This window comes from Aquirufa sp. A-Brett2-W8, from assembly GCF_054558755.1.
In genome coordinates, this window is sequence record NZ_JBPXKS010000003.1 from 296,951 (window position 1) to 322,228 (window position 25,278).

At 37.8% G+C, this 25,278-nt stretch carries 21 protein-coding genes and 1 tRNA gene; 7 read left to right on the forward strand and 15 right to left on the reverse strand.

What is annotated here, in order from left to right:
- Nucleotide 1: 1 nt before the first annotated feature.
- Both ACST13_RS03195 and ACST13_RS03200 read left to right on the forward strand, forming a co-directional pair.
- Entirely contained in the window at nucleotides 2–628 is a 627-nt protein-coding gene (locus ACST13_RS03195) for an HAD family hydrolase (protein ID WP_459521775.1), read from the forward strand.
- Nucleotides 618–1,193 (forward strand): 1-acyl-sn-glycerol-3-phosphate acyltransferase, encoded by a 576-nt coding sequence (locus ACST13_RS03200; RefSeq protein WP_459521776.1) that lies wholly within the window; start codon nucleotides 618–620, stop codon nucleotides 1,191–1,193. The genes ACST13_RS03195 and ACST13_RS03200 overlap by 11 nt, the downstream gene beginning before the upstream one ends.
- Here the strand turns inward: ACST13_RS03200 and lpxB are convergent.
- Both lpxB and ACST13_RS03210 read right to left on the reverse strand, forming a co-directional pair.
- Complete coding sequence (gene lpxB, locus ACST13_RS03205) at nucleotides 1,166–2,251, reverse strand: lipid-A-disaccharide synthase (protein WP_459521777.1); 1,086 nt, start codon at nucleotides 2,249–2,251, stop codon at nucleotides 1,166–1,168. The two genes, ACST13_RS03200 and lpxB, sit on opposite strands and share 28 nt — an antisense overlap.
- Nucleotides 2,251–2,673, reverse strand: a complete 423-nt coding sequence (locus ACST13_RS03210; protein WP_459521778.1) for a 6-pyruvoyl trahydropterin synthase family protein — start codon at nucleotides 2,671–2,673, stop codon at nucleotides 2,251–2,253. The genes lpxB and ACST13_RS03210 overlap by 1 nt, the downstream gene beginning before the upstream one ends.
- A 116-nt stretch (nucleotides 2,674–2,789) precedes the next feature.
- On the opposite strand from ACST13_RS03210, the gene rfaD reads away from it, so the two are divergent.
- The gene (gene rfaD, locus ACST13_RS03215) at nucleotides 2,790–3,755 is read left to right on the forward strand and encodes an ADP-glyceromanno-heptose 6-epimerase (RefSeq protein ID WP_459521779.1); all 966 of its coding nucleotides are present in this window, start codon (nucleotides 2,790–2,792) and stop codon (nucleotides 3,753–3,755) included.
- On the opposite strand, the gene ACST13_RS03220 is transcribed toward rfaD, so the two are convergent.
- From ACST13_RS03220 to ACST13_RS03235, 4 genes are read right to left on the reverse strand one after another with little or no spacing between them, the layout of a single operon-like run.
- On the reverse strand, nucleotides 3,736–4,719 hold the full coding sequence (locus ACST13_RS03220; protein WP_459521780.1) for a glycosyltransferase family 2 protein: 984 nt from the start codon (nucleotides 4,717–4,719) through the stop codon (nucleotides 3,736–3,738). The genes rfaD and ACST13_RS03220 overlap by 20 nt on opposite strands.
- A 1-nt stretch (nucleotide 4,720) precedes the next feature.
- Nucleotides 4,721–6,004: a glutamate-1-semialdehyde 2,1-aminomutase gene (hemL, locus tag ACST13_RS03225; RefSeq protein ID WP_459521781.1), complete on the reverse strand. Its 1,284-nt coding sequence runs from the start codon at nucleotides 6,002–6,004 to the stop codon at nucleotides 4,721–4,723.
- 1 nt (nucleotide 6,005) lies between these two features.
- Nucleotides 6,006–7,802 (reverse strand): membrane protein insertase YidC, encoded by a 1,797-nt coding sequence (gene yidC, locus ACST13_RS03230; protein WP_459521782.1) that lies wholly within the window; start codon nucleotides 7,800–7,802, stop codon nucleotides 6,006–6,008.
- Between the two features lie 6 nt (nucleotides 7,803–7,808).
- Nucleotides 7,809–9,458, reverse strand: coding sequence for a CTP synthase (locus tag ACST13_RS03235; RefSeq protein ID WP_459521847.1), 1,650 nt, complete (start codon nucleotides 9,456–9,458; stop codon nucleotides 7,809–7,811).
- A gap of 103 nt (nucleotides 9,459–9,561) precedes the next feature.
- On the opposite strand from ACST13_RS03235, the gene ACST13_RS03240 reads away from it, so the two are divergent.
- Genes ACST13_RS03240 through nspC form a run of 4 tightly spaced genes read left to right on the forward strand, consistent with a single transcriptional unit; the run spans nucleotide 9,562 to nucleotide 15,764 of the window.
- Nucleotides 9,562–12,885, forward strand: a complete 3,324-nt coding sequence (locus ACST13_RS03240; protein WP_459521783.1) for a UvrD-helicase domain-containing protein — start codon at nucleotides 9,562–9,564, stop codon at nucleotides 12,883–12,885.
- On the forward strand, nucleotides 12,878–13,366 hold the full coding sequence (locus tag ACST13_RS03245) for a C40 family peptidase (RefSeq protein ID WP_459521784.1): 489 nt from the start codon (nucleotides 12,878–12,880) through the stop codon (nucleotides 13,364–13,366). Before ACST13_RS03240 ends, ACST13_RS03245 begins: the two co-directional genes overlap by 8 nt.
- Before the next feature lie 51 nt (nucleotides 13,367–13,417).
- Nucleotides 13,418–14,632 carry a saccharopine dehydrogenase family protein gene (locus ACST13_RS03250; protein WP_459521785.1) on the forward strand — a complete coding sequence of 405 codons (1,215 nt, stop codon included), beginning with the start codon at nucleotides 13,418–13,420 and terminating at the stop codon, nucleotides 14,630–14,632.
- A gap of 1 nt (nucleotide 14,633) precedes the next feature.
- Nucleotides 14,634–15,764, forward strand: a complete 1,131-nt coding sequence (nspC, locus tag ACST13_RS03255) for a carboxynorspermidine decarboxylase (protein WP_459521786.1) — start codon at nucleotides 14,634–14,636, stop codon at nucleotides 15,762–15,764.
- A gap of 3 nt (nucleotides 15,765–15,767) precedes the next feature.
- Here nspC and ACST13_RS03260 read toward each other — a convergent pair.
- The 9 genes from ACST13_RS03260 to ACST13_RS03300 all read right to left on the reverse strand — a co-directional run bounded on the left by ACST13_RS03260 (nucleotide 15,768) and on the right by ACST13_RS03300 (nucleotide 25,226).
- A tRNA-Ala gene (locus ACST13_RS03260) sits at nucleotides 15,768–15,841 on the reverse strand.
- 1 nt (nucleotide 15,842) lies between these two features.
- Nucleotides 15,843–16,364 (reverse strand): hypothetical protein, encoded by a 522-nt coding sequence (locus tag ACST13_RS03265; protein ID WP_459521787.1) that lies wholly within the window; start codon nucleotides 16,362–16,364, stop codon nucleotides 15,843–15,845.
- A gap of 1 nt (nucleotide 16,365) precedes the next feature.
- Nucleotides 16,366–17,418, reverse strand: coding sequence for a histidinol-phosphate transaminase (hisC, locus tag ACST13_RS03270; RefSeq protein ID WP_459521788.1), 1,053 nt, complete (start codon nucleotides 17,416–17,418; stop codon nucleotides 16,366–16,368).
- A 2-nt stretch (nucleotides 17,419–17,420) separates the two neighbouring features.
- Nucleotides 17,421–18,683 carry a histidinol dehydrogenase gene (hisD, locus tag ACST13_RS03275; protein ID WP_459521789.1) on the reverse strand — a complete coding sequence of 421 codons (1,263 nt, stop codon included), beginning with the start codon at nucleotides 18,681–18,683 and terminating at the stop codon, nucleotides 17,421–17,423.
- A 2-nt stretch (nucleotides 18,684–18,685) separates the two neighbouring features.
- Entirely contained in the window at nucleotides 18,686–19,549 is an 864-nt protein-coding gene (hisG, locus tag ACST13_RS03280; protein WP_459521790.1) for an ATP phosphoribosyltransferase, read from the reverse strand.
- Between the two features lie 58 nt (nucleotides 19,550–19,607).
- Entirely contained in the window at nucleotides 19,608–21,233 is a 1,626-nt protein-coding gene (locus ACST13_RS03285) for a 2-oxo acid dehydrogenase subunit E2 (protein ID WP_459521791.1), read from the reverse strand.
- Between the two features lie 73 nt (nucleotides 21,234–21,306).
- Nucleotides 21,307–23,094: a translation elongation factor 4 gene (lepA, locus tag ACST13_RS03290; protein ID WP_459521792.1), complete on the reverse strand. Its 1,788-nt coding sequence runs from the start codon at nucleotides 23,092–23,094 to the stop codon at nucleotides 21,307–21,309.
- A 76-nt stretch (nucleotides 23,095–23,170) separates the two neighbouring features.
- Complete coding sequence (locus ACST13_RS03295) at nucleotides 23,171–24,460, reverse strand: aminopeptidase P family protein (RefSeq protein ID WP_459521793.1); 1,290 nt, start codon at nucleotides 24,458–24,460, stop codon at nucleotides 23,171–23,173.
- A gap of 1 nt (nucleotide 24,461) precedes the next feature.
- The gene (locus ACST13_RS03300) at nucleotides 24,462–25,226 is read right to left on the reverse strand and encodes a class I SAM-dependent methyltransferase (protein ID WP_459521794.1); all 765 of its coding nucleotides are present in this window, start codon (nucleotides 25,224–25,226) and stop codon (nucleotides 24,462–24,464) included.
- Between the last annotated feature and the right edge of the window lie 52 nt (nucleotides 25,227–25,278).

Here is a 25,278-nt window from a genome sequence, read left to right on the forward strand (position 1 = left end):
GATGGCGAAGGCTATTATTTTTGATTTAGGTAATGTCTTATTGCCTATCGATTTAGGTCTTACCTATGAGGCCTTTGCTGCACATTCGTCTTTAAGCGCGGTCGAAATTGAAAAAAAAATTCTAGAAAATCAATTGTGGGTTCCTTATGAGTCAGGCTTACAATCGGATGAAGAATTTAGAGCTTTTTTATGCGAACATTTATCTCTGAATTGTACTGATCTAGAGTTTGATGAGGCATTTTCGGCTTTGTTATTGGATTTTCATCAAGGAGTTTATGATTGGGTTGAGTCCCTTACATCTTCTTTTCAATTATACTTATTGAGTAATACGAGTTCGATTCATGTAAAAAGATTCACGCAGGTAAAACTCGGTCCCGAAGGTCAAAATTTATTTAGTTTATTTGATCGTGTCTATTATTCTTTTGAAATGGGCTTAGTGAAACCTAATCCCTTAATTTATCAACAAGTCTTAGAAGAAAATTTATTGAATGCATCGGATGCATTGTTTTTTGATGATAATGTTGCTAATATTAATTCAGCTAATCTTTTAGGCATTCCTTCTTTTTTAGTGGATCCAAGCAAAGACTTACACCAAATTCAACAAATTATTAATCGATATGTTAATTAGTAGCCCCATTTTTGATGTATTATTTAAATTAGCCGGTTGGAAGCTGGTAGGAGAGGTCCCTAGAGAATTAAAGAAAGCCTTGGTTATCGTTTGTCCGCATGCTACATGGGCAGATTTTCCGATAGGCTTGGGAGCTAGATCCTTATTAAAAATTCCGATTTTATTTTGGGGGAAAAAGGAATTATTTGATGGTCCTTTCGGTGGCATTTTTATGTGGCTAGGTGGTTATCCGGTTAATAGAGGCACAAAATCTAATCTAGTAGATGCGATAGTTGATATTTATAATGCGGAAGAATCTTTCTATGCAGTATTAGCTCCAGAAGGCACACGGAAAGATGTACAAGAATTAAAAACGGGTTTTTATTATATTGCAGATGGGGCAAAAGTTCCGTTAATTATGATAGGTTTTGATTTTGTCAACAAAGAAATTAAAATCAGAGAACCTTTTTATACCACAGGGGATTTTCAAAAAGATAAGTTAGATATAGCTCGCTATTATCAATCTATACCTGGCGTTCAAAAATCTTGGATTAAGAATTATTTAGCAGCAGACGCCGCTGAATAAATTAATGATGCCGTCTTCTTAGAAGCCCCAGCTTCACCTACTAATTTTTGCAGCTGTTTGTAATCTTCTTTTTGCTGCTGGTACTTGGTCCCTTTCGTTAAAAGCTCACGTAGCCAAGCTGTCATGTGCTCTACAGAGAACTTAGCTTGAATTAGTTCAGGCACCGTTAATTTATCTAAGATGATATTAACGAGTGAGATATACTTGATTTGAATAAAGATTTTGGCCAAAGAATAAAACACCCAATCCGTCTTATAAACCACTATCTGAGGGGTATTCAATAAAGCTGTTTCTAGTGTAGCCGTACCCGATGTGACAATAGCTATATCCGCCTGTTGTACGATATCATAGGTCTGGTCAAATATGACAGGAATACGTGTTTGATATAATTCCTTCAATTCTGATAGACCTGCAATAACAAAGGTGAGGTCTGGATTAGCCTCAGCTAAAGATTCAAATAAAGGTAAGGCTGTCTTAATTTCCTGTTTACGACTTCCGGCTAATAAGGCGATATATTTTTTTCCCTTTAAGGAAAATGTCGCATTCGGTTTAAATGCCTGAATGGAATCTTGAAGAGGATTTCCTACATATTCTGTGGATATTCCTGCCTGGCGGAAGAGCTTTAATTCAAATGGGAAAATGACATATAAATGATCGATCCATTTCTTTAATTCATCCACTCGCCCTTTATTCCAAGCCCAAACTTTAGGTGCAATATAAAAATGTGTTTGAAAGCCTTTCTTCTTCGCGATTTTAGCTGCCTTCAGATTAAATCCACCATAATCGATAAATATGACGGCATCTGGTTGAAAGGAGTCAATCTGTTTTGCAAAGGTTTTGAATAATCCTTTTAAGCGCTGTAAATTCTGAATGACTCCCAGTATACCCATAATCGCTAATTGATTATGATGAACGAGGATGTCAGCGCCTTGTTTTGACATAGAATCTCCACCCCAGGCTTGAATGACGGCCTCCTTATCCAGTTGTTTAATTTCTGAGATAAGATTAGATCCATGAAGATCGCCCGATTTTTCTCCTGCAAGGATGAAGTATTTCATTAGTTTTCTCCGAAGTATTCGACAGAATTCTTGTTGGTTTCTATTAAATGAATTTTGTGTAACGTGGCAGATTTAGAAGTAGCCAATATTTTAGGAGCTAAAATCTTCCAAAATTCCATCACAAGAATCTCACAGCTAGCTAATTTGCCCTCCATAAAGTCTACATCCAAATTAAGGTTTTTATGATCGACTTTATCAATAATTTCCGTTTTAATCAAATCCCCTAATTGCTTTAAATCATACGAAAATCCAGTGTCTGGATCAGGTATGCCTTTTACAGTCACAATTAATTCAAAATTGTGACCATGCCAGTTATTATTAGCACAAGGGCCAAAAACTTCTTGATTTCTCTCTTCTGTCCAGGCTGGATTGAATAGGCGATGTGCCGCGTTAAAATGTTCCTTTCGGATGACGTATACCATTGTTTTCAGTTTTTGTGAAGGGACTCTGGGAAAACAATAGCAGAGTTCCAATAATTGTACAAAGTTAATAAACCTTCCGGGAATCTGTGTAAATTTGTTTTTTAAATACTTCTTATATGATCATAGTTACAGGTGCCGCAGGCTTTATTGGTAGTTGTTTGATTCAAAAATTAAATGAGTTAAAATTCAGGTATATCATTGCGGTGGATGATTTCTCGTCTACTGAAAAGAATTTGAATTTAGCGAATAAGGCTATAATGGAGCAGGTTGATCGGAAGGATTTGTTTACCTGGTTAGAGAAGAACAATAAGGAAGTCGAATTCTTTTTTCACATTGGAGCGCGAACGGACACCACTGAATTTGATACAACCATTTTCGATGCGCTTAATTTAGATTATTCTAAGAAGGTATGGGAGGCCTGTGTAAACTATCAAATCCCTTTAGTTTATGCTAGTTCAGCTGCTACCTATGGTTTAGGAGAATTCGGATATGATGATAACGAATCTACCCTTTCGAATTTGAAACCGTTGAATCCTTATGGTGATTCAAAAAACGATTTCGATAAATGGGCGATTGCCCAATCAAAGAAACCTTTCTTCTTTGCAGGTTTAAAATTCTTTAATGTCTATGGACCGAATGAATATCATAAAGGTCGTATGGCGTCCGTTATTTGGCATGCATATCATCAAATACAATCTAAAGGCTCTTTAAAACTTTTTAAATCGCATCGGGATGATTATGCAGATGGGGAACAGATGCGTGATTTTATTTATGTAAAAGATTTGATTGATGTTTGTGTTTATTTAATGGAGCATCGGAAGAATTCCGGTATTTATAATTTAGGTACAGGTAAGGCAAGATCATTTAATGATTTAGGAAAGGCGACTTTTAGGGCTTTGGGTTTAACTCCTAGTATCGAATACATTGACACGCCGATTGATATTCGGGATAAGTACCAGTATTTTACGGAAGCCAATATGGCTAAACTACGTTCTATCGGATATAAGAAAGAATTTACTAGTTTGGAAGATGGAGTAAATGATTATGTCCAAAACTACTTGTCTAAGCAGCTGTATTATTAAGGATTTTCTTTACTCCTTCTTCAGCGAATCCTTTACCATACGCAACTAGTTGAATATTGGCGGCAAAGATGGAAAGGATGGCAATCTTGAGGTTTTTAGTGCTAAACAGCGCAGCAATAAAGATAAGCAAGCTGTACGCTATTATTCCCGATAAAAGAATTAGTCCGTAAAGTGGAAAGGCTACAAGCGCAAATGCAGTGACCACATAGTAACAGAAGAAGAGAAAAGGGAAGAAGTGTACCGCTTTCAATTCTTTAGGGAAGAATCGACTAATATTAATGCGAGCACGTCCGAAGAAATGCAATTGATTGTAAAATTGCTTAAAATCAGTTTTCCTCTTATGGTAAATAAAAGCTGTAGGAATTAATCCTGATTTAAAGCCTAACGAGATACACCGAATACTAAATTCAATGTCTTCGCCCATTCGGGTTATTTTAAATCCACCAGTAGCCTCGTAGACCTTCCTAGAGATTCCCATATTGAAACTTCTCGGATGAAATTGTCCACCTATGTTTTTTTCTTTTCCTCGAATGCCACCTGTGGTAAAGAAGGAGGTCATCGAATAGCTGATGGCTTTTTGGATGGGGCTGAAGCTGGGATGATCTTGATCTGGTCCACCAAATAAATCTAGATTTTCTGCTTTAACCGCCTTGTCCACTTCGCTTAAATAGCTTGGTTCTAAAAGTGCATCTGAATCTAATATGATAAAATAATCTCCTGTAGCTCTTTCAAATGCATAGTTTCTTGCAAAACCTTGGCCACCATTCTCTTTCACATAATAGGCAAGGGAAAATGATTTTTCATACTTTTCTACAATGGAAGCTGAATCGTCGGTGGATCCATCCTCAATCACAATAACTTCAAAATCTTTGAATTCTAGCGTTTGGATACAGGCTAATAGTTCATCTAATTCCGCAGGACGGTTATAAACGGGAATAATCAGGCTGTAGGCCGGAGTTTTCATGTTATAAGGAACGAAGTGTTGCTTTGCTAGCTGTGATGATTTGATCGTATTCTGAGTCCCCTAAAGCGGTTGATAGGAACCATGATTCATATTGCGAGGGAGGAAGGTAAATCCCTTTGGATAACATTCCCTTAAAATACTTACCAAATAAGGCCGTATCAGATGTTTTAGCGTCGTCGAAATTATTCACTTCTTTATCTGTGAAGAATAAAGTAAACATGGATCCAATTTGGTTAATCGTATAGTTTAGCCCTAATTCCTTTAGATCAGATGCTAATGCTTGCTTTAAAGCTAATCCTCTTGAAGCTAAAGTGGAATATGTTTCGGGATTATCGGTTATTAAGTTTAACATGGCTAAACCTGCCGTAGTCGCTAAAGGATTGCCTGATAAGGTTCCTGCCTGGTATACTGGGCCAGCAGGAGCAATCATATCCATGATTTCTGCTCTTCCACCATAGGCTCCCACCGGAAGTCCCCCACCTATAATTTTACCTAATGTGGTTAAATCAGGTTGAATGCCGGATAATCCTTGGTGTCCACTAGCTGAAAGACGGAAACCAGTCATTACTTCATCAAAAATAAGTAGGGCTCCGTATTGTTGACACAATTTTTTAACGCCTGCTAAATAACCTTCTTTGGGAATAACTAAACCCATATTACCTACAACCGGCTCTACTATGACAGCTGATACTTCTGTCGGATTTGCTTTTAATAGGTTCTCTAAGCTTTCAAGATTATTATATACGGCGGTTAAGGTATCGCGGGCAGTAGAAACAGTCACCCCAGGACTATCCGGTGTACCTAAGGTAGCTACTCCTGATCCTGCCGCTATTAAGAAAGAATCCGCATGTCCGTGATAACATCCTTCAAATTTGATGATCTTATCTCGTTTTGTATAGGCTCTGGCTAAACGTATAGCTGCCATGGTCGCCTCAGTTCCTGAATTTACTAATCGAACCTTATGAACGGAAGGTATCATAGAAGTAATTTTTTCAGCAATTAATACTTCATTTAAAGTAGGAGCCCCAAAAGAAAATCCATTTCCTAATGCGTTGCGTAATGCTTCTTCAATGACTGGATGTGCATGTCCAAATAGCATCGGCCCCCAAGAACCGATCAGATCAACATACGAATTGCCGTCTACATCATGTAGGTATGCGCCTTTAGCCGATTTAATAAATACAGGATTACCCCCAACGGATTTAAAGGCCCGAACAGGTGAATTAACCCCACCAGGTATTAATTCTTTGGCTCTTTCAAAATACGCTGAACTTAAGGTATTCATCTTATTTTTTCTTATTAGGATTTTTAGGTGCTGCTTTTTGTTGCTCTTCCATTGTCTTCAATTGTGTTTGAAGGTATTGAGAGAACTTGGATTTTTTAGGACCTCCACCAGCGGCTATTTTTAAACGATTAGCATCTAGCAAGGATTTGATCTTATCCTCATTCACAAACTTGCGAATCGCTAACTGTTGTCCAATCGTTACTAAGTTGGACACAAAATAGTAGAAACTAAGGCCAGCAGGGAAGGAGTTCATGACGAACATGAAGATAACCGGAGTTATATAGGCCATCATTTTCATGTTGATTGGCTGTCCCGGTTGATCTGGGGTAATTTGATTATTATAATAACCGTAAGCTAATTGTGATACAGTCATCAATAAACAATATAAACTGACATGAGATCCATAAAATGGAATCGCAAATGGTAAGGTGATAAATGAATCATAGGTAGATAAGTCATTTGCCCATAAGAATGATTCTTGACGTAGATTGATCAAATTAGGGAATAACATAAACACAGCCATTAAGACTGGCATCGTCGCAAGAACAGGAATACAACCACTTAATGGGTTAACGCCTACCTCGCCATATAACTTCATCGTTTCTTGTTGAACACGCGCGGCGTCGTCTCCGATTTTCTCTTTAATAGCAGCAATTTCGGGTGCTAAAATACGCGTCTTAGCCATGGAAACGTATGATTTATAAGTCAATGGCAATAAGGCTGTTTTGATAATTAATACTAAAACAATAATTAATAAACCGTAATTGCTGAAAAGACTTTCTAAGAAACCAAATAAGGGAAGAAAGATATATTTCGTAATCGGCAATAGAAAATCATAACTTAGTTTAACATTTTTGCCAAACTCGGGTGTCTCTACTTTATTGACGATCTCATAATCATTCGGGCCAAAATAGAATTGAAAAGATGATTTACCAGCAGATAGATCTTGCGCTGATGCGATTATTTGTGCGTCTAGTGTTTTGATATTAAGGCTATCAGTCAAATTAGGCGTAGCAGTTAAGGCGGCAGATTTGAAAGTAAATCCTTGTGGAATGATACCTGATAAGAAGTACTTCTTTTTAAAACTGATCCATTTAGTGCTCTTGTCTAAATTTTCACTCGTCACAGAACTCGTGTTCTCCGATAGATAATCAAATTCTTCATCTTCCGTCAGCAAATAATTGATTGTGGCCTTGCGTTCTTCCGTGATGTCTTTCTCTGTTTGGTGAACTTGTTCTTTCCAATGAATAAAATAATCACCTCCTGTGATGCTGACAGATTTAGCATCTAATTGATAATCCACTAAAAAACCCTCTTCTGGGAGGTTATAGCTCGATTTTATGGACTGTCCATTGGTTAAAGTGCTGACGAATTCTACTTTATTCCCGGTTTGAATACCTGCAAAATCAAGAGTAGATACTTTTATTTTTCCGGCACTGGTAGGTAATTCGATAGAGAATTCATCACTCGCAGCATTATATAAAAACAATCCGTCTTTTTTACCTGCATTGAAAGTAGCAAAGCTTTTGTAGTTCTTTAATTGAACCGAAACTAGTTTAGCACCTTTAGAAGATATTTTAACAACAATATCTTTGTTTTCCAGCGTAAATACCTGCTCTGGTTTTGACGAACTATCGATGGCTACCACTTGAGCGGAATCTTTTATGGCTGCAACGCTTGCCTTTTGTGTTAGCGCTTTCGCTTTTACGACTGGAACTTCTTTAGGGGCAAAGAAATATTGGTAGCCTAAGAGCATACCCATTATTAATACGATACCCGTGATGGAATTTCTATCCATGATTGTTTATTTTGAATTTTTGATGAATGGAACAGCGTGTTGGTGAGCTGCTTTAACAAATTGTACAAATAGGGGAGCAGGACTTTCTACCGTCGATTTATATTCTGGGTGAAATTGAACTCCCACGAAGAAAGGATGATTCTCGATTTCTACTATTTCTACTAAATTAGAATCAGGGTTTATTCCTGAAGTAATTAAACCAGCTTTGTGGAAACGCTCTAGATAGTCATTATTAAATTCATAGCGATGTCTATGTCGTTCTTGAATAGCTGATTTACCATATATTTTATAGGCCAAAGTTCCCTTTTCAATCTTACAAGGATAAGAACCTAAACGCATCGTACCGCCTTTTTCAGAGACTTCTTTTTGTTCTAACATTAAGTTAATCACGGGATCTGGACTGTCTGGATTCATCTCAAACGAATGAGCTTCTGTTAGACCCATCACATTTCGAGCAAATTCAATCACAGCACATTGCATACCTAGGCAAATACCTAAGAAAGGTATTTTGTTTTCCCGAGCATATTTCACTGCATTAATTTTACCCTGAATTCCTCTTTCGCCAAAACCCGGCGCCACTAAAATACCATCTAATCCCGCCAAAGTCTCAGATACATTTTCCGCATCCATTGTTTCGGATGAGATCCATTGTAAGTTGACTTTTATATCATTAGCAGCTCCGGCATGAATAAAGGACTCGGCGATTGATTTATACGAATCTTTTAATTCTACGTATTTCCCAATCAAACCCACATTAATTTCAAACTTCGGATTCTGCAGTTTCGTTAAGAAGTTAGTCCAGTTCTTTAGGTTAGCCTCCTTATCGTTATAGATATCTAATTTATATAATACACGACTATCTAAACGTTCATTCTGCATTAAAAGAGGAACTTGATAGATAGTAGAAGCATCGCGTGCTTCGATAACATCAGCTTCAGAAACGTTACAAAATAATCCGATTTTCTTCTTCATTTCTTGAGGAATCGGATGTTCTGTACGGCAAACTAAGATATCAGGCTGAATTCCTGATTCTGACAATTGCTTTACGCTATGTTGAGTAGGCTTTGTTTTTAATTCCCCTGCAGAAGCTAAATAGGGAATTAAGGTCAAATGTATAAATAGCGTGTTTTTCTCCCCTAAATCCCATTTTAATTGGCGTGCTGCCTCGATAAAGGGAAGGGATTCTATATCACCTACACATCCACCGATCTCCGTAATGACGATATCATATTTACCTGATTCACCTAGAATTAAAATATTACGTTTAATTTCATCGGTAATGTGAGGAACTACTTGGACGGTTTTTCCCAAATAATCACCACGACGCTCCTTTGTAATCACATTATGATAAATACGACCTGTAGTAATATTATTCGCTTGACTCGTAGGCGTATTTAAAAAACGCTCATAATGGCCTAAGTCAAGATCGGTTTCTGCTCCATCGCTCGTTACATAGCATTCGCCATGTTCGTAAGGATTCAGTGTACCTGGATCAATATTGATATAAGGGTCAAACTTTTGGATTGTACAGGTTAGACCTCGCGCTTGAAGTAGCTTCGCTAAAGACGAGGCAATGATGCCTTTTCCTAACGAGCTTGTTACACCACCCGTAACAAAAATGAACTTAGATTTCTTGGGATTCCCTTTACCAGACATTGAAAGAATTGTTGATTTGGTTACGGGAAACAAAGATAGTGAAATAAAAGCATACCGAATTAATCCTATTTTTATTTTATCTTGCATTCATAATAATATTTGAATGAAACCTCAACAAATTACCCTCTTTTCAGCCTCAGCTGGATCAGGTAAAACCTATACCTTAACCATTGAGTATATCAAAATGGCGCTCTGTGAGGTAGAAATGAAAGGATATTTCCGACGTATTTTAGCTGTCACTTTTACCATTAAAGCAGCGGAAGAAATGCGTCAAAGAATTTTGCATTTTTTAGCAGGTTTAGCAGATTATCCCAACTTTGAACATACATCTGCTTCAGACCAACCTCAATTTATCGCTATTTTAGAAAAAGTTCAGACGGAATTAGCAGAAGACGGCATTCATTTAAGCAAGGACGATTTAGCATCTCGGGCATCGACTACCTTACAGCAAATCTTACAGGATTACGGATTATTCTCCGTTATGACCATTGATTCCTTTGTCCAGCGGCTAAGTGCATCGTTTGTGGATGAATTAAATTTACCTACTCAATATGAAGTATTATTGGATTCGAATGGGCTCATTCACGAATTAATAAATCAACTATTAGAGCAAGTTAATAGTACAGGTGATCAAGAATTAAGTGAATTGATTTTATCTTTTGCTAATCAAGAAATAGCGGAAGGTCGAAATTGGAATCGCATGCGCGATAGTCTTCATTCCTTTTTAAAGATCACCTTAGAAGAAAAGTTTTTAGCTATTGAACCACAATTAGCTCCTTTTCACACTAGTGATTTCTTACGTTTAGAACATCAATTACGTGATACCATGGACCAAATGGTTGTAGAGGTGAAAGCGATTGCGTCTTCTTTTTTGGAAATCATTTCAACCATTGGATTAGAAGATTCGATGTATTTTCAAGGCGCTAAAGGTCCTATAGGTATCATGAAATCGGTCTATGCTAAGCCAGAAATCGCAGATAAACCCTATGCTTACTTGCGTTCCGCTATTGAAAATAATACGTGGACTTCTTCTAAAGCCTCTACCAGCGAAAAGGCTTTAATTGAAACTTACTCCTCCGAATTATTAAATTTAGGATCCCAATTTTTGGATCTGCAAGAATTACATAGTAAGCGTCATCGCTTTCTTCATTGGGTTTTGAAGGACTTGAAAAAAATAGCCTTACTTAATTTGATTCAACGTGAAATGCGTTTGTATCAACAAGAAAATTCCGCTATTCCTATATCAGAATTTTCTAAACGTGTGTATGAGATTATTTCTAATGACCCCATCCCTTTTATCTATGAAAAACTAGGGGATCGTTATTTTCATATTTTCATAGATGAGTTTCAAGATACGTCCATTTTACAATGGAAGAATTTTATGCCTCTGATTGAAAATGCTACTTCTATTGGTAAGCGTAGTTTATTGGTAGGGGATGTAAAGCAGTCTATATATAAGTTTCGAGGCGGTGAAGTTAGTCTTATAGCCTCTTTAGCTACTCAAGACCCCACTCTAGTTTCTAGTCATTTTACGGAAGATTCTTTAGATGAACAACGTTTTGATTATTTGTTGAATCAAGTAGGGCCTAAGGCTTTACGTGATAATTACCGAAGCGCAGCGGAGGTTGTGGAATTTAATAATTCTTTTTATCATTCGTTAACAGAGAATCAAACGGTACTTTCTTTATGTCCATTAATAACACCTTTGTATGGTCAGAATTTGAAACAAAATGCGAAGGTAGCTGCTTCGAAATTTAGTGGTAAAGTGGATCTATTGGTTTATCATAAATCAAAAGAGACATTCGGTTTTACGGAGCCAGAGAATGAATTCATGTTTGAGCAGGTATTGAATTTAATCGAGCACAACAGAAGGATAGGATTTAGATATAAGGACTTGGCTGTATTAACTAGAAAAAATAAGCATTCTCGTTATATAGCTTTGCGATTAAAAGAAAAGGGTATCCCGGTTATTTCGTCTGATTCTTTATTAGTTCATTATTCACCCGTTGTGGGTTTTCTGCTTTCTTTTTTAGCTCTGTATGAGAATCCGAAAGAGAATCTTTATTTATATGAACTACTTTATCAACATGCCGAAATACAGGGTGAACAAGTGAGTCAAGAAAACCTAGCCTATGTCTCGTCGCTGCAGGGAGATTCAGCTTTATTGAATGCTATACACTATTTCTCACAAAAAGGTATTGTTATTCCTGTCTATTCTGATCTATTACATTGGGTGTATGATTTGGTTTCCGTTTTTGATTTATTAAATCAGGCTACTGGTCAAGATTATTTGTGGAAATTTTTAGATGTAATAAACGAATATGTTCTTTTGAAGGACAAAATGGTTTCGGGTTTTTTACAACATTTCAATCAAAATAGGAATTCTTATTGCATAGCTGGTTCAAATGAAGCGGATGCCGTAACGATTTCTAGCATTCATAAAGCCAAAGGTTTGGAGTATCCTGTGGTCATTGTTCCTTTTGTTAATTGGACTTTTCAAGCCGATTCAGAAAAGATTTGGTACGAACTAGGGGAGGAGGAATCTGCCGATTTATGGATGGGGGATGAAAGACATTTGCATCAGGTGTATGGTCGAGTCAATTCGACCGAGGTACTAGCCTTCCCTGCTTTGGCCCTTCAAAACCAAGCGGAGAAAGAAGCGATATTTTTAGATGCTTTAAATATGTTGTATGTAGCAACAACTCGCCCTAAGCAATCTTTACATCTTTTATTGACTGTACCAGAGCCAGAAATGCATAGTAAGACTATTTCAACCTATGAGAATTCGGTCGGTAAATTAGTGTATGAGTTCGCTCAAACAGTTATAGAATCAGCTACTTTAGTTCCTTATTTTACTGGTGAAACAGCGTGGAAGATGTCCTATTTTTCTTTTTCAGAATCAGCACTTATTCCGTCTTTTGATCATAAGGAATTAAATTCGATCGAAAAGCGGGTTCGAATTCAAATGGGTGACATTATTCCAACTATTCAATTGAGAGTAAATACGGCCAAAGCTGATTTATATACCTCTGCCTCTAAAAAAAGAGAAATAGGAAATCAATTACATGATTTATTAGCCCAATTACCTGACATGGAGTCCTGGCCTGCTTTACGTGCTAAATCTACATTAGATTTAGCTTTATTGGATGCCTTATTAGAGGATACAACAGTACAAAGTTTTTTTACTAAAGATCAATTAGCCTTTAAGGAAGTAGATTTATTATGCCCTGATGGAAAAATTAGTAGGCCGGACAGAGTGAATAATATCGGAGGATATTTACAAGTGATTGATTTTAAAACCGGTAAGCAAAAGCCTGAACATCACGATCAAATTAATAGATATAAACAAACCTTAGTGGCTATGGGTCATCAGGTGACTGAAGGTGTTTTGATTTATGTTGAATCTAAAGAATTAGTCTATGTGTAAGCGACTACTCTATTTAGGTTTTCTCCTGTTATTATTAGACTCTTGTTCTTTTGTAAAACGTATCTTTCATCGTTCTACTACTTCTAATTACAGTTCTGCGGATATCAAAGGCATCATTAAAGAGGCAAAGAAGTTTAAAGGTGTTCCTTATCGCACTGGTGGAATGGATTCAAAAGGAATGGATTGCTCTGGCTTGTTATTTACCGTTTATAAATCGAATGATTTTGAAATTCCCCGAGTATCTGGAGATCAAGCTAAATTTGGTGATGTAATTAAACTTAATGAAGTGCAGTTAGGCGATTGGGTGTTTTTTGCTACCGGTAAAGTTGGCCTTATTAATCATGTAGCTCTAATTACTAAAGATAAGCCATCCATTAGTTTTATCCATGCAAGTACCACTTATGGGGTTAGGGAGGATTTACTTTATCAAAAATTCTGGCTTGATAAGATCGTCAAAATTATACGCCCATATAAAAATTAATATGGATTTTAGCCTTTGATGTGCTATTTTTGCATTTCTTTTTAAAATGCTATGTCTAAAAAAATTGTAATTATTGGTGCAGGTGGTGTAGGAAATGTAGTCGTAAAGAAATGTGCGATGAATCCTGCGGCTTTTTCTGAAATCGTTTTAGCCTCTCGAACTTTATCTAAATGTGATGCGATCGCAGCCGAATGTGCAGCCATTGGTTTGCTTACTTCAGTGAGAACTCGTCAGGTAGATGCAGATAACGTCCCTGAATTGGTAGCCTTGTTTAAGGAAGAAAAACCATTTTTAGTAATCAATGTGGCTTTGCCTTACCAAGACCTAACTATTATGGATGCTTGTTTAGAGGCAGGTGTTCACTATTTAGATACCGCTAATTACGAGCCTAAAGAGGAAGCTAAGTTTGAGTACTCTTGGCAATGGGCTTATCAAGATAAATTTAAGAAAGCTGGTTTGATGGCTTTATTAGGTTGTGGTTTTGACCCAGGTGTAACAGGGGTTTATACTTCTTATGCGAACAAGCACTATTTCGATGAGATGCATTACTTGGATATCATTGATTGTAATGCAGGTGATCATGGAAAAGCTTTTGCAACGAATTTTAATCCGGAGATTAATATCCGTGAGATTACGCAGAAAGGTAAATATTGGGAAAATGGACAATGGATTGAAATTGAGCCGATGTCCATCCACAAAGCGATTGATTACCCTAATATAGGGCCCAAGGAATCCTATTTGTTATTTCACGAAGAGTTAGAGTCTTTAACAAAGAACTTCTCCACGCTAAAGAGAGCGCGTTTTTGGATGACTTTTGGTCAAGCCTATTTGACTCACTTAGAAGTTTTGCAAAATGTAGGTATGACTTCGATAGCTCCTATTAAGTTTAATGGGATGGATATTGTTCCTCTAGAATTCTTAAAGGCAGTTCTTCCTGAGCCTGGTTCATTAGGTGAAAATTATTCAGGCCAAACGTCAATTGGTTGTCAAATCAAGGGCATTAAAGACGGAAAGGATGTGACTTACTACGTTTGGAATAACTGTCATCATGCAGATTGCTATCAAGAAGTACAAGCACAAGGTGTTAGCTATACCACTGGAGTACCGGCTATGATCGGAGCCTCCTTAATGGTGGATGGTACCTGGTTTGCTCCTGGTGTATACAATGTGGAAGAATTTAATCCAGATCCATTTATGGAATTATTAAATATTCATGGTTTACCTTGGGACGAGCAGCACAATATCACATTACCTCACGAATATTAAGATGACTTTTTATACTTCGATTCCATCTCCTTGTTTTGTATTGGAGGAAAATTTATTGATAGCTAACTTAGAACTATTAAAAAAGGTTCAAATAGAAGCGGGTGTCGAAATTATATGTGCCTTAAAAGGTTTCTCCTTTTACCATGAATTCCCCTTAGTTAAGCGGTATTTAGCAGGAGCCACAGCCAGTTCTTTACATGAAGCTCGTTTAGCTTTTGAAGAAATGGGCGTTCGACCTCATGTGTATTCGCCTGCTTATTTAGAATCAGAGTGGGAGGAATTCGTGACTTATGCCGGTCATATCACCTTTAATTCCTTGAATCAATACCATCAATTTAAAGATCGGGCTCATTTGGCTGGAATCTCCTGTGGTCTTCGTATAAATCCAGAATATGCAGAGGTGGAAACAGAAATGTATAATCCTTGTGTAGCCGGTTCTCGTTTAGGTATTCGACGTGCTGATCTAGGTGATTTACCTGTAGGAATTGAAGGTTTACATTCGCATACTTTATGTGAAAATGACTCTTTTGTTTTGGAACGTACCTTAACGGTAATCGAGGAAAAATTTGGTGATTTATTACCATCTCTTACCTGGTTGAATCTAGGAGGTGGTCATTTGATTACTAAAGATGATTATGATGTGGAGCATTTAATTGGACTTTTAAAAAGATTTCGCGTAAAATACCCGAACCTTCAGATTATTCTTGAGCCTGGTTCAGCTGTAGGTTGGCAAACTGGTTTTCTTAAATCAACCGTTTTAGATATGGTTGAGTCAGCTGGAATTAAAGTGGCTATTTTAGATGTTTCTTTTGCGGCACATATGCCAGATACCTTGGAAATGCCCTATAAGCCTCGTATACGAGGAGCTAATTCTGATCCTGAAGCAGGAAAGCCTTCGTATCGTTTTGGAGGAATGACTTGTCTTGCAGGTGATTTTTACGGTGATTATTCTTTTGAAAAAGAATTGCAGATGGGGGATGAAATCATTCTAGAAGATATGATTCACTATACTATGGTAAAAACCACTACTTTCAATGGGGTAAATCTTCCTAGCATTGGAAAAATTGACAAAAATGGTCAATTCCAGTTATTCAAAACATTCGGATATGAATCTTTTAAAGATCGTTTGTAAGTGTGGAGAAGATCGGGCTCGAACCGACGACCTCTTGCATGCCATGCAAGCGCTCTAGCCAACTGAGCTACATCCCCATTAAAAATTGATTTTTACCCCTACACCGCCTTGAATGTGTAGAAAAAATGGATTCGGTAAAAGTTCTGTATATAAGCCTAGTTCTGCAAAGAATGACAAATTAGGTGCATCGATAGGAAAATACTCTAAACCTGCGACACTCGCTGCTCCTAAACCACGCTTTGTTTCAGGGAATAGGGAATTGTCTGTAAATAAACTTCTTGATACAAATTGAGGACCCGCACCATAATAATAATGTAAATCAGCATTGACTAAGGTAGGGCGATGCCATAAATAAAGCGCATTCATAGAAAAGCCAATGTTTTGAAAGCTACCTCCTTGATAGGAACGATTAGTGCCCCAAAGACCTCCATACGACCCAAAATTAAATTCTACTGCATTCTTTCCACTCGGTAAATAACGCTTTATCATAAAACCACCTGGTTCTCCTACTCGGAAACCTGCCGCCCAATCTTTCATTTGCGCCTTCGTTTCAGAAAAGCAGCATACAAACAAAAAGAGTAGACTTAGTCGTTTCAACATCTTAAGCTGAATAGAATTGAGTGATTAGTTTAACTAATTTATCGTTTTCTTCTGATATCCCAATCGTTATCCGAATAGAATCTTCACATAAAGCGACATTACTTCTATTTCTAGTAATTAATTTAGAATCAATCAAATATTGGAATAAGTCGGTTGCTTTATTAAAATGCACTAGAATAAAGTTCGCATCAGACGGATAAATTTGAAGAACGTCCGAAATGGTTGAAAGTCGATTTATTAACCTGGCCCTTTCTGCTAGAATTAGATCGACAGATTCATTCTTAAAGTTAGTGTTCGCTAAGGCTTTCACTACAATTTCTTGCGTAGCTCCTCCTATGTTATACGGAGGTTTGATTTTATTCAGTAAACTTATTATGGTAGGATTTGCGAAAGCCATGCCTAGGCGAAGGGAGGCTAGTCCATAGGCTTTGGAAAGTGTTTGCAAAACGATCAAGGAGGGATATTTAGTTAATTCTAATAAGAAACTAGGTTCATCGGAAAAATCAATATAAGCCTCATCAATGATAATAAATCCTGATTGAAAGGATTCAATTAATGTGTAAATATCGGACCTAGTAAGCTTATTTCCTGTCGGATTATTAGGTGAACAAATAAATAATAAGCGCGTATTTTCGTCAATGGACTGAAGAATACCAGCTACATCTAATTGATAATCCTTTGTTAGACTAACTTTTCTTTGCTCAATTTGATTAATCGAAGCACTAACCTCATACATTCCGTAGGTGGGAGGGCAAAGAATGATATTATGAACTCCTGAACGGCACGTCATGCGCATGATTAAATCGATGGCCTCATCAGATCCATTTCCTAAGAAGATTTGATCAATATCGCAGGATTTAATATAGGCTAATTGTTCTTTGATGGCTATTTGCAATGGATCGGGATACCGATTCCAATTTTCAGAAAGTCCTGATCCTAACGGGTTTTCATTTGCATCTAAAAATACGCCCTCTTTCCCCTTAAATTCGTCTCTGGCAGATGAATAAGGTTTCAGGTTCCAAATATGTGGCAATATGAAAGCTTCGAAGTTCATATTTAGTTTAATCTTACTTTAACAGCATTTGCATGTGCTTGAAGAGATTCGGCCTCTGCCATGTTTATGATGGTATCTCCTAGTTGTTCTAGCCCTTTTTTCGAAATCGACTGTAAGGTTATTTTTTTCGTAAATGAATCTAAGTTTACTCCGGAATAAGCTCTTGCAAATCCATTAGTAGGAAGCGTGTGGTTCGTGCCAGAAGCATAATCACCAGCTGATTCTGGGGTATAATTACCTAAGAAAATGGAACCTGCATTTCGAATTTCATCAGAAAAACTCTCTTCATTATCGCAGGCCAGAATTAAGTGTTCGGCAGCGTATTCATTTAATAAGTCGATGGCGTCTTTTTGATTGGCTACCAATACAAATTTGGAATTAGCTAAGGCTTTTTCGGCCATCTCTTTTCTGGGCAGAGAAATTAACTGTGATGTAATTTCTTTCATCGTCTCTGAAATAATTTCAGCCGAGGTGCTGACTAATATTACTTGAGAATCTACTCCGTGTTCTGCTTGAGAAAGTAGATCTGAAGCAATATAAGCAGGTATTGCGGTGGAATCAGCATATACGGCTAGCTCTGAAGGACCGGCAGGCATATCTATGGCTGTACCTAATCTATTCGCATACATTTTAGCAGCAGTTACATATTGATTACCAGGACCAAAAATCTTATAAACAGCAGGAATGCTTTCTGTACCTAGACTTAAGGCAGCTACGGCTTGCGAACCACCGATTTTTGCCATCTTAGTTACTCCACATAATTTAGCGGCATAGAAAATGGCCGGATGAACAGCTGGCGTACAAAGTACTACCTCTAAACAACCCGCAATTCTAGCGGGTATAGCTAACATTAAAACGGTAGAAAAGAGGGGAGCGGTGCCTCCAGGAATATAAATACCTACCTTATCTATACCCGTTGCTTTTTGCCAACAGAATACGCCAGGATTTATCTCTATTTTCGTAGTGACTAATTTCTGCGCCTCATGAAAGGCATAAATATTCGAATACGCTTGATCAATGGCTTTCTGTAAAGCTAGATCTGTTTGAGCTGCCTTTTGACTAATTTCTTCAGCGGTATATAGGATCTCTGTAATTTCTCTCTTCTCGAATGTAACCGTTAAATCACGTAATGCCTGATCCCCTGATTTTCTCACTTGAGCAAATACATCGGTAATTAACGTATCTAACGTGCCTTGTTCTAAAGCAGGTCTTTTGCAGATGCTTGCGTATTCAGATCGAGAGGGGTATTGAATCTGTTTGAACATGATTAAAGAATCATTTTTTCAATTGGTAAAACTAAGATACCTTCAGCACCTGCATCGCGCAGGTTTTCGATGATATTCCAAAAATCATTCTCTTCAATCACGGAATGAAGAGAAAACCAACCCTTTTCGGCTAAGGGTAAGATGGACGGAGATTTCATTCCTGGCAATAAAGCGGTAACCTTCTGTATGTTCTCTTCTTGCACATTTAAAACGACATATTTAGCATTTTGTCCACGTTGTACGGAGTCAATTCTAAATAAAAGTTTGGCTAAAAGGGCTTTCTTTTCAGCAGTCAACGATGAGTTTGAAATCATGACTGCCTGACTTTGGAAAACCGTGGCCACCTCTTTTAAGCCATTGCTTAATAAAGTACCCCCTGTAGAAACGATATCGCAAATTGCTTCGGCTAAACCAATGCTAGGCGCAATTTCAACGGAACCTGATATCTCATGCGTTTCAGCCTTAACTCCGTTAGCTTGTAAAAATTGACTGGTTAAATTAGGGTAAGACGTCGCAATGCTTTTTCCTTCGAAATAGCTTAAATCAGTATATTTTTCACTACGAGGAATGGCTAAAGAAAGGCGGCACTTCGAAAAGCCTAATTCTTTTACGATATCCACTTTTCTAGTGTGTTCCATTAATACATTCAATCCGATTACGCCTAGATCAGCTACACCGTCTTCTACGTAACCTGGAATATCGTCATCACGAAGGAATAAAAATTCAATCGGGAAATTGCTTGAAATCGAACGTAGCTTAGAACTGCCGGACTCAAATTTGATTCCGCACTCTTTGAAAAGTTTCAAAGAATCATCACTTAAGCGTCCTGACTTTTGTACAGCAATTCGAATGGTAGTTGTGCTCATTGGGGTATATATCTAAAAAAGCAAGCCTCGATGTTATTCGAGGCTTGCAGAATCAATTTTATAAAAACATTTTGATTGGGTCCTCTAGGTATTGTTTTAGGGTTAACAGGAACGCAGCCCCTGTCGTACCATCTACCACGCGATGATCACAAGTCAAAGTTAATTTCATGATGTTCGTTGCATAGAATTGACCATTTTTAACACCTACCGTCTCTTTAATTCCGCCAACTGCTAAAATACATGACTCGGGGGAGTTTATGATGGAGGTGAATTGATCAATACCAAACATACCTAAATTAGATACAGTAAAGGTATTACCTTCCCAATCTTTAGGTTGCAATAATTTATTCTTAGCCTTAGCGCCTAAATCTTTAGCCTCTGCTGAAATTTGTGCAATTGATTTCTCCGATGCAAAACGAATAACAGGGACTAATAAACCGTCTTCAACAGCTACAGCCATACCAATGTGTACATGTTTGTTCACACGAATGCGATCTTCCATCCAATACGAATTCACTTTAGGATGCTTCGCTAATGATAAAGCTGTTGCTTTTATCACCATATCATTGAAGGAAATTTTAATAGGGAATGTATCGTTCATGCTTACACGAGCTTCCATTGCCTTGTCCATATTGATTTCCATCGTTAGATAGAATTCTGGCGCACTAAATTTAGATTCAGACAAACGGCGCGCGATTGTTTTACGCATTTGGCTGTTAGGAATATCTTCGAAGCTTTCTACGCCACCTGTAAAATTAGCGTTAGCTCCACCTGAACTAGGATTATATTCATCCACATCGGCCTTTGTAATACGACTACCTTCTCCCGTTCCTGTAATCCAGTTTAAGTTATATCCTTTTTCTTTTGCCAAAGCACGAGCTAATGGACTCGCCTTTAAATCAACACCTGGTTTCGCTGCAGATTTTTCTTCCACAACAGGTGCTTTAGTAACAGCTGGTCCGGGTGCGCTAGCCACTGCTACGACTGCTGGTGCCGCTGGTGCAGGAGCCGCTGTAGCAGGGGCAGACGCCTTAGGACTTGCCTCCGCATCTAAAATTAATTGGAAATTAGCACCAGGCTCACCTACGATAGCAATAATACCATCTACAATAACTCCTTGGCCTTCTTTTGCTCCAATATATAGTAAAGTACCATCTTCATAGTTTTCTAATTCCATGGTAGCTTTATCGGTCTCTACTTCTGCAATAATATCTCCGCTTTTAACGACATCGCCTACGGCTTTTAGCCATTTAGCAATCACGCCTTCGATCATCGTATCGCTCATTTTAGGCATACGAACCGCGGCAGCTTTTACTCCACTTAAATCTTTGCTTGCTACAATCGCTTCTGCTACTGGTGCAGCTGTTGCGGCAACAGGTTCTGATGCTACTGGAGCAGGGGATGTAGTTGCTGCTGGTGCAGCTAAAAGAGCTGAATAATCTTCGCCAGGTTTACCCACAATAGCGATAATGCCATCCACTGGAACTGCTTCACCCACCTTTATACCAATATATAGTAAAGTACCGTCCTCATAATTTTCTAATTCCATTGTTGCTTTGTCTGTTTCAACTTCAGCAATAATGTCACCAGATTTGATAACGTCACCCTCCTTTTTAAGCCAGTTTGCGATCACACCTTCCAGCATGGTATCGCTCATCTTAGGCATTCTAATAACTTCAGCCATCTTATTTTATTTGAAAGTTTAAAATTACGCCTTAAACCCTGTTTTTAAAAATTTTATGAGATAATTATTCTCTTTAATCAAGTTTCAGAACGGCCATAAATGCTTCTTGTGGGATTTCGACGTTTCCTACTTGTCGCATGCGTTTTTTACCTTTCTTCTGTTTCTCTAATAATTTACGCTTACGAGAAATATCCCCACCATAACATTTAGCCAAAACATCTTTTCGTAAAGCCTTCACCGTTTCTCTAGCGATGATCTTGAGACCAATAGCCGCTTGAATCGCAATCTCAAATTGTTGTCTCGGTATTAACTCACGTAATTTTTCACACAAACGTTTCCCCCAATCATAGGCCTTATCTCGGTGTACAATGGCAGATAAAGCATCTACTTTGTCCCCGTTTAACATGATATCTAACTTAACCATGTCACCCGGTTCGTAGTCTTTGTATTCATAATCTAATGAAGCATAACCTCTTGAAATTGTCTTTAAGCGATCAAAGAAGTCAAAAACCACTTCAGATAAAGGCATATCAAATGTCAACTCAACCCGATCAGTCGTCAAGTAAATTTGATTCACTAAAATTCCTCGCTTATCCATACAAAGACTCATAATCACACCCGTATACTCAGACTTTGTGATGATTTGTGCCTTAATGTAGGGTTCCTCAATAATGTTAATCAAATTAGGTTCAGGTAATTCTGCCGGAGCGGAGACCCACAATTCTTCCTGTGCAGTCGTAATCACTTTAAATTTCACGGATGGCACTGTCGTTATGACAGTCATGTCAAATTCACGTTCAAGACGTTCTTGGACAATTTCCATGTGCAGCATACCTAAGAAACCACACCGAAAGCCAAAACCTAGAGCAGCCGATGTTTCTGGTTCCCAAACAAGGGACGCATCATTTAGCTGCAATTTTTCCATGGCATCGCGAAGATCTTCAAATTCAGATGTTTCTACGGGATAAATACCTGCAAATACCATCGGTTTCACTTCTTCAAATCCTTGTATGGCTATTAAGCAGGGATTGACCACTTGAGTGATTGTATCACCCACTTTTACTTCTTTCGCTTCTTTAATACCCGATATTAGGTATCCAACATCGCCTGTTTTAATGATTTGTTTGGGCTCTTGTTCTAAACCTAATGTTCCGATTTCATCAGCATAGTATTCTTTTCCGGTGTTGATGAATTTTACTTTATCACCTTTTCTGATTTCACCATTGTATACGCGGAAAATAACTTCAATACCGCGGTAAGAATTAAAGGTGGAATCGAAGATTAAGGCTTGCAATGAAGCAGCCGGGTCACCTTTAGGAGCCGGAATGCGCGCTACTACCGCATCTAAAATGTCTTGTATTCCTATTCCTTCTTTACCAGAGGCATGAATGATGTCCTCTTTCTTGCAACCAATTAAGTCTATAATTTGATCAGATACTTCATCGGGCATAGCGCCTGGTAAATCAATCTTATTCAGAACAGGGATGATCTCTAAATCATGGCTGATGGCTAAATAAAGATTGGATATCGTTTGGGCTTCAATGCCTTGTGAGGCATCCACAATTAATAAGGCACCTTCACAAGCAGCGATAGAACGTGATACCTCATAAGAGAAATCGACGTGACCCGGTGTATCAATTAAATTAAATGTATACAATACCCCATCTTTCGGATATTGCATTTGAATGGCATGTGATTTAATAGTAATTCCGCGTTCACGCTCTAAATCCATATCATCGAGCAATTGATTCATCATATCTCGTTTTTGAACGGTATTCGTGAATTCAATTAATCGATCAGCTAAAGTACTTTTACCGTGATCAATATGGGCAATGATGCAAAAATTACGCAGGTGTTTCATATAGAATTATTTCTCCTCGGGGCGGCCCCCGTTAACTTAGCTACAAATATAGCCAAAACAAGGCATTTAACCCGTTTTATTGATTCATTAAATCTTCAATTTCCTCCCAATTCAATGGAATATTTTCCATTAAATTACTATTCTCTCCCTTTTTTATCACTAGGTTGTTTTCTAATCGTACGCCTAAACCTTCTTCTTGGATATAAATACCAGGTTCACAGGTTAGAACCATTCCTTCCTGAAAAGGTTTGTACTTATCCCAAACATCATGAACATCTAGGCCTAAATGGTGTGCCACTCCGTGCATGAAGTATTTTTTAAATAATGGATTAGCCGGATTTTGTTTCTCGACTTCTGCTCTAGAAAATAATCCTAAATCGACAAGTTGACCCTCCATGAAACGCTCGACTTCTTTTTGGTAATCCACCCAAAAAATACCAGGCTGCATGATTTTTGTCGCAAAGTCCAGCACGGAATGTACTGCTTGATAGACCTGTTTTTGACGCGGATTAAATCGTCCATTAACTGGAATAGTCCTAGTCATGTCCGCATTATAATTCGCATAGGAGGCGCCTACATCTAATAAAAGCATATCTTCGTCTTTACAAGGAAGCGCATTGTCAATATAATGTAGGACACAAGCATTAGCACCAGAAGCTATAATAGGCGTGTAGGCGAATCCTTCCGAGCGATTGCGTGTAAATTCATGAATAAATTCAGCTTCAATTTCGTATTCCGTTACTCCTGGTTTAGTAAAGTTTAAAACTCGTCTAAACCCTTTTTCGGTAATATCGCAAGCTACTTGTAAAGCTTGTAATTCTTCTGGCTCTTTAAGCATGCGTAAGTCACTCAAAATAGGAGCGAGGCGACCAATCGTATGCTGTGGATAAGTATCTCTTAATGTTATACCGAGTCTTGCATTTTGTGTTTGGACAATGGAAGCATTGCGCAAATGTTCGTTATCCGTTAAATAAAGATGATTCGCTGAATAAATAAGTGTCTTTAAAAGCGAGTCAAAATTAGGCGTCCATTGGATATTTTTAATTCCTGAAACAGAGGCGGCTTCTTCTTTCGTGTATTTATGTCCCTCCCAGATTTCGATTAGTTCTGAAGTTTCTCTAACAAACGCTATTTCTCTCCATTGGGGTTCAGGTGCATCAGGATACAAAACCAGCAAGGTTTCTTCTTGATCTAAACCAGACAAGTAAAACAAATCACTATTCTGTCTGAATCCCATGGTTCCATCCGCATTGGTGGGCATGATGTCATTTGAACTAATGACTACAATGGATTTAGGGGGTAATTGTGCGTACAATTTCGCCCGATTCTTTTTGAATAATTCAGCTGAAAATGGGTTATATCTCATCTTATTTACGACAAACGTATATGATTTCTTCTAAAGGTAAAGCCATTCTGGTACTTTCGGTTAGACCTAATTTTTTAATTAGATTTACCGCTTGTACTGTAAAGCCAGATTTCTCTAATTGCGTTCCATAATCGCGTCCATAAATCCGTAGGTGATCATCTTGTAAGAAATGAATTTCCCGCTCTCTTGGATCAGTAATGCTCGCATCTTCGTAAGTAGTGGCAAGATCGTAACGTTGTGGACTTTGGCATAAGGCAAAACCGGATGGCTTTAATACCCGTCTAATTTCTTGCATACAACGAACATCGTCTTTAACGTGTTCTAAAACGTGATTACAAAATACGACATCGAAGGTATTGTCTTCGAAGGGGATATCATGTAAATCCATTTTTACTTTGGCCAAAGGACTTTCAATATCCGCTGTTATATAGTTATCGCCTAAGTGATTTTCAAAACGTTCAATAAAGCAATATTCAGGGGCAATATGCAATAGCTTTGGTTTCTCTGTGAAAAAAGATGTTTCGTTTTTTAAATACAAATGCATCAAACGATGGCGTTCTAAGCTTAAGCATGATGGGCAAAGTGCATTTTCACGAGGAGTTAAGCGCCCATAAGGCAAGAAATGACGAAAGGAATGATCACATACGGGACAATACACCTTATTTCCAGTTAAGAAAATACTGTATACTTTAATCAGTCGATGTGCAAATAATTGAATGAATTTTCTCGGGATAAATCGTAAAACCCAGCTAATGATGTATTTCATAGAAACAAAAAAAGGGAAGGCTTTTATATTTAAAACCTTCCCTTCAAAATTA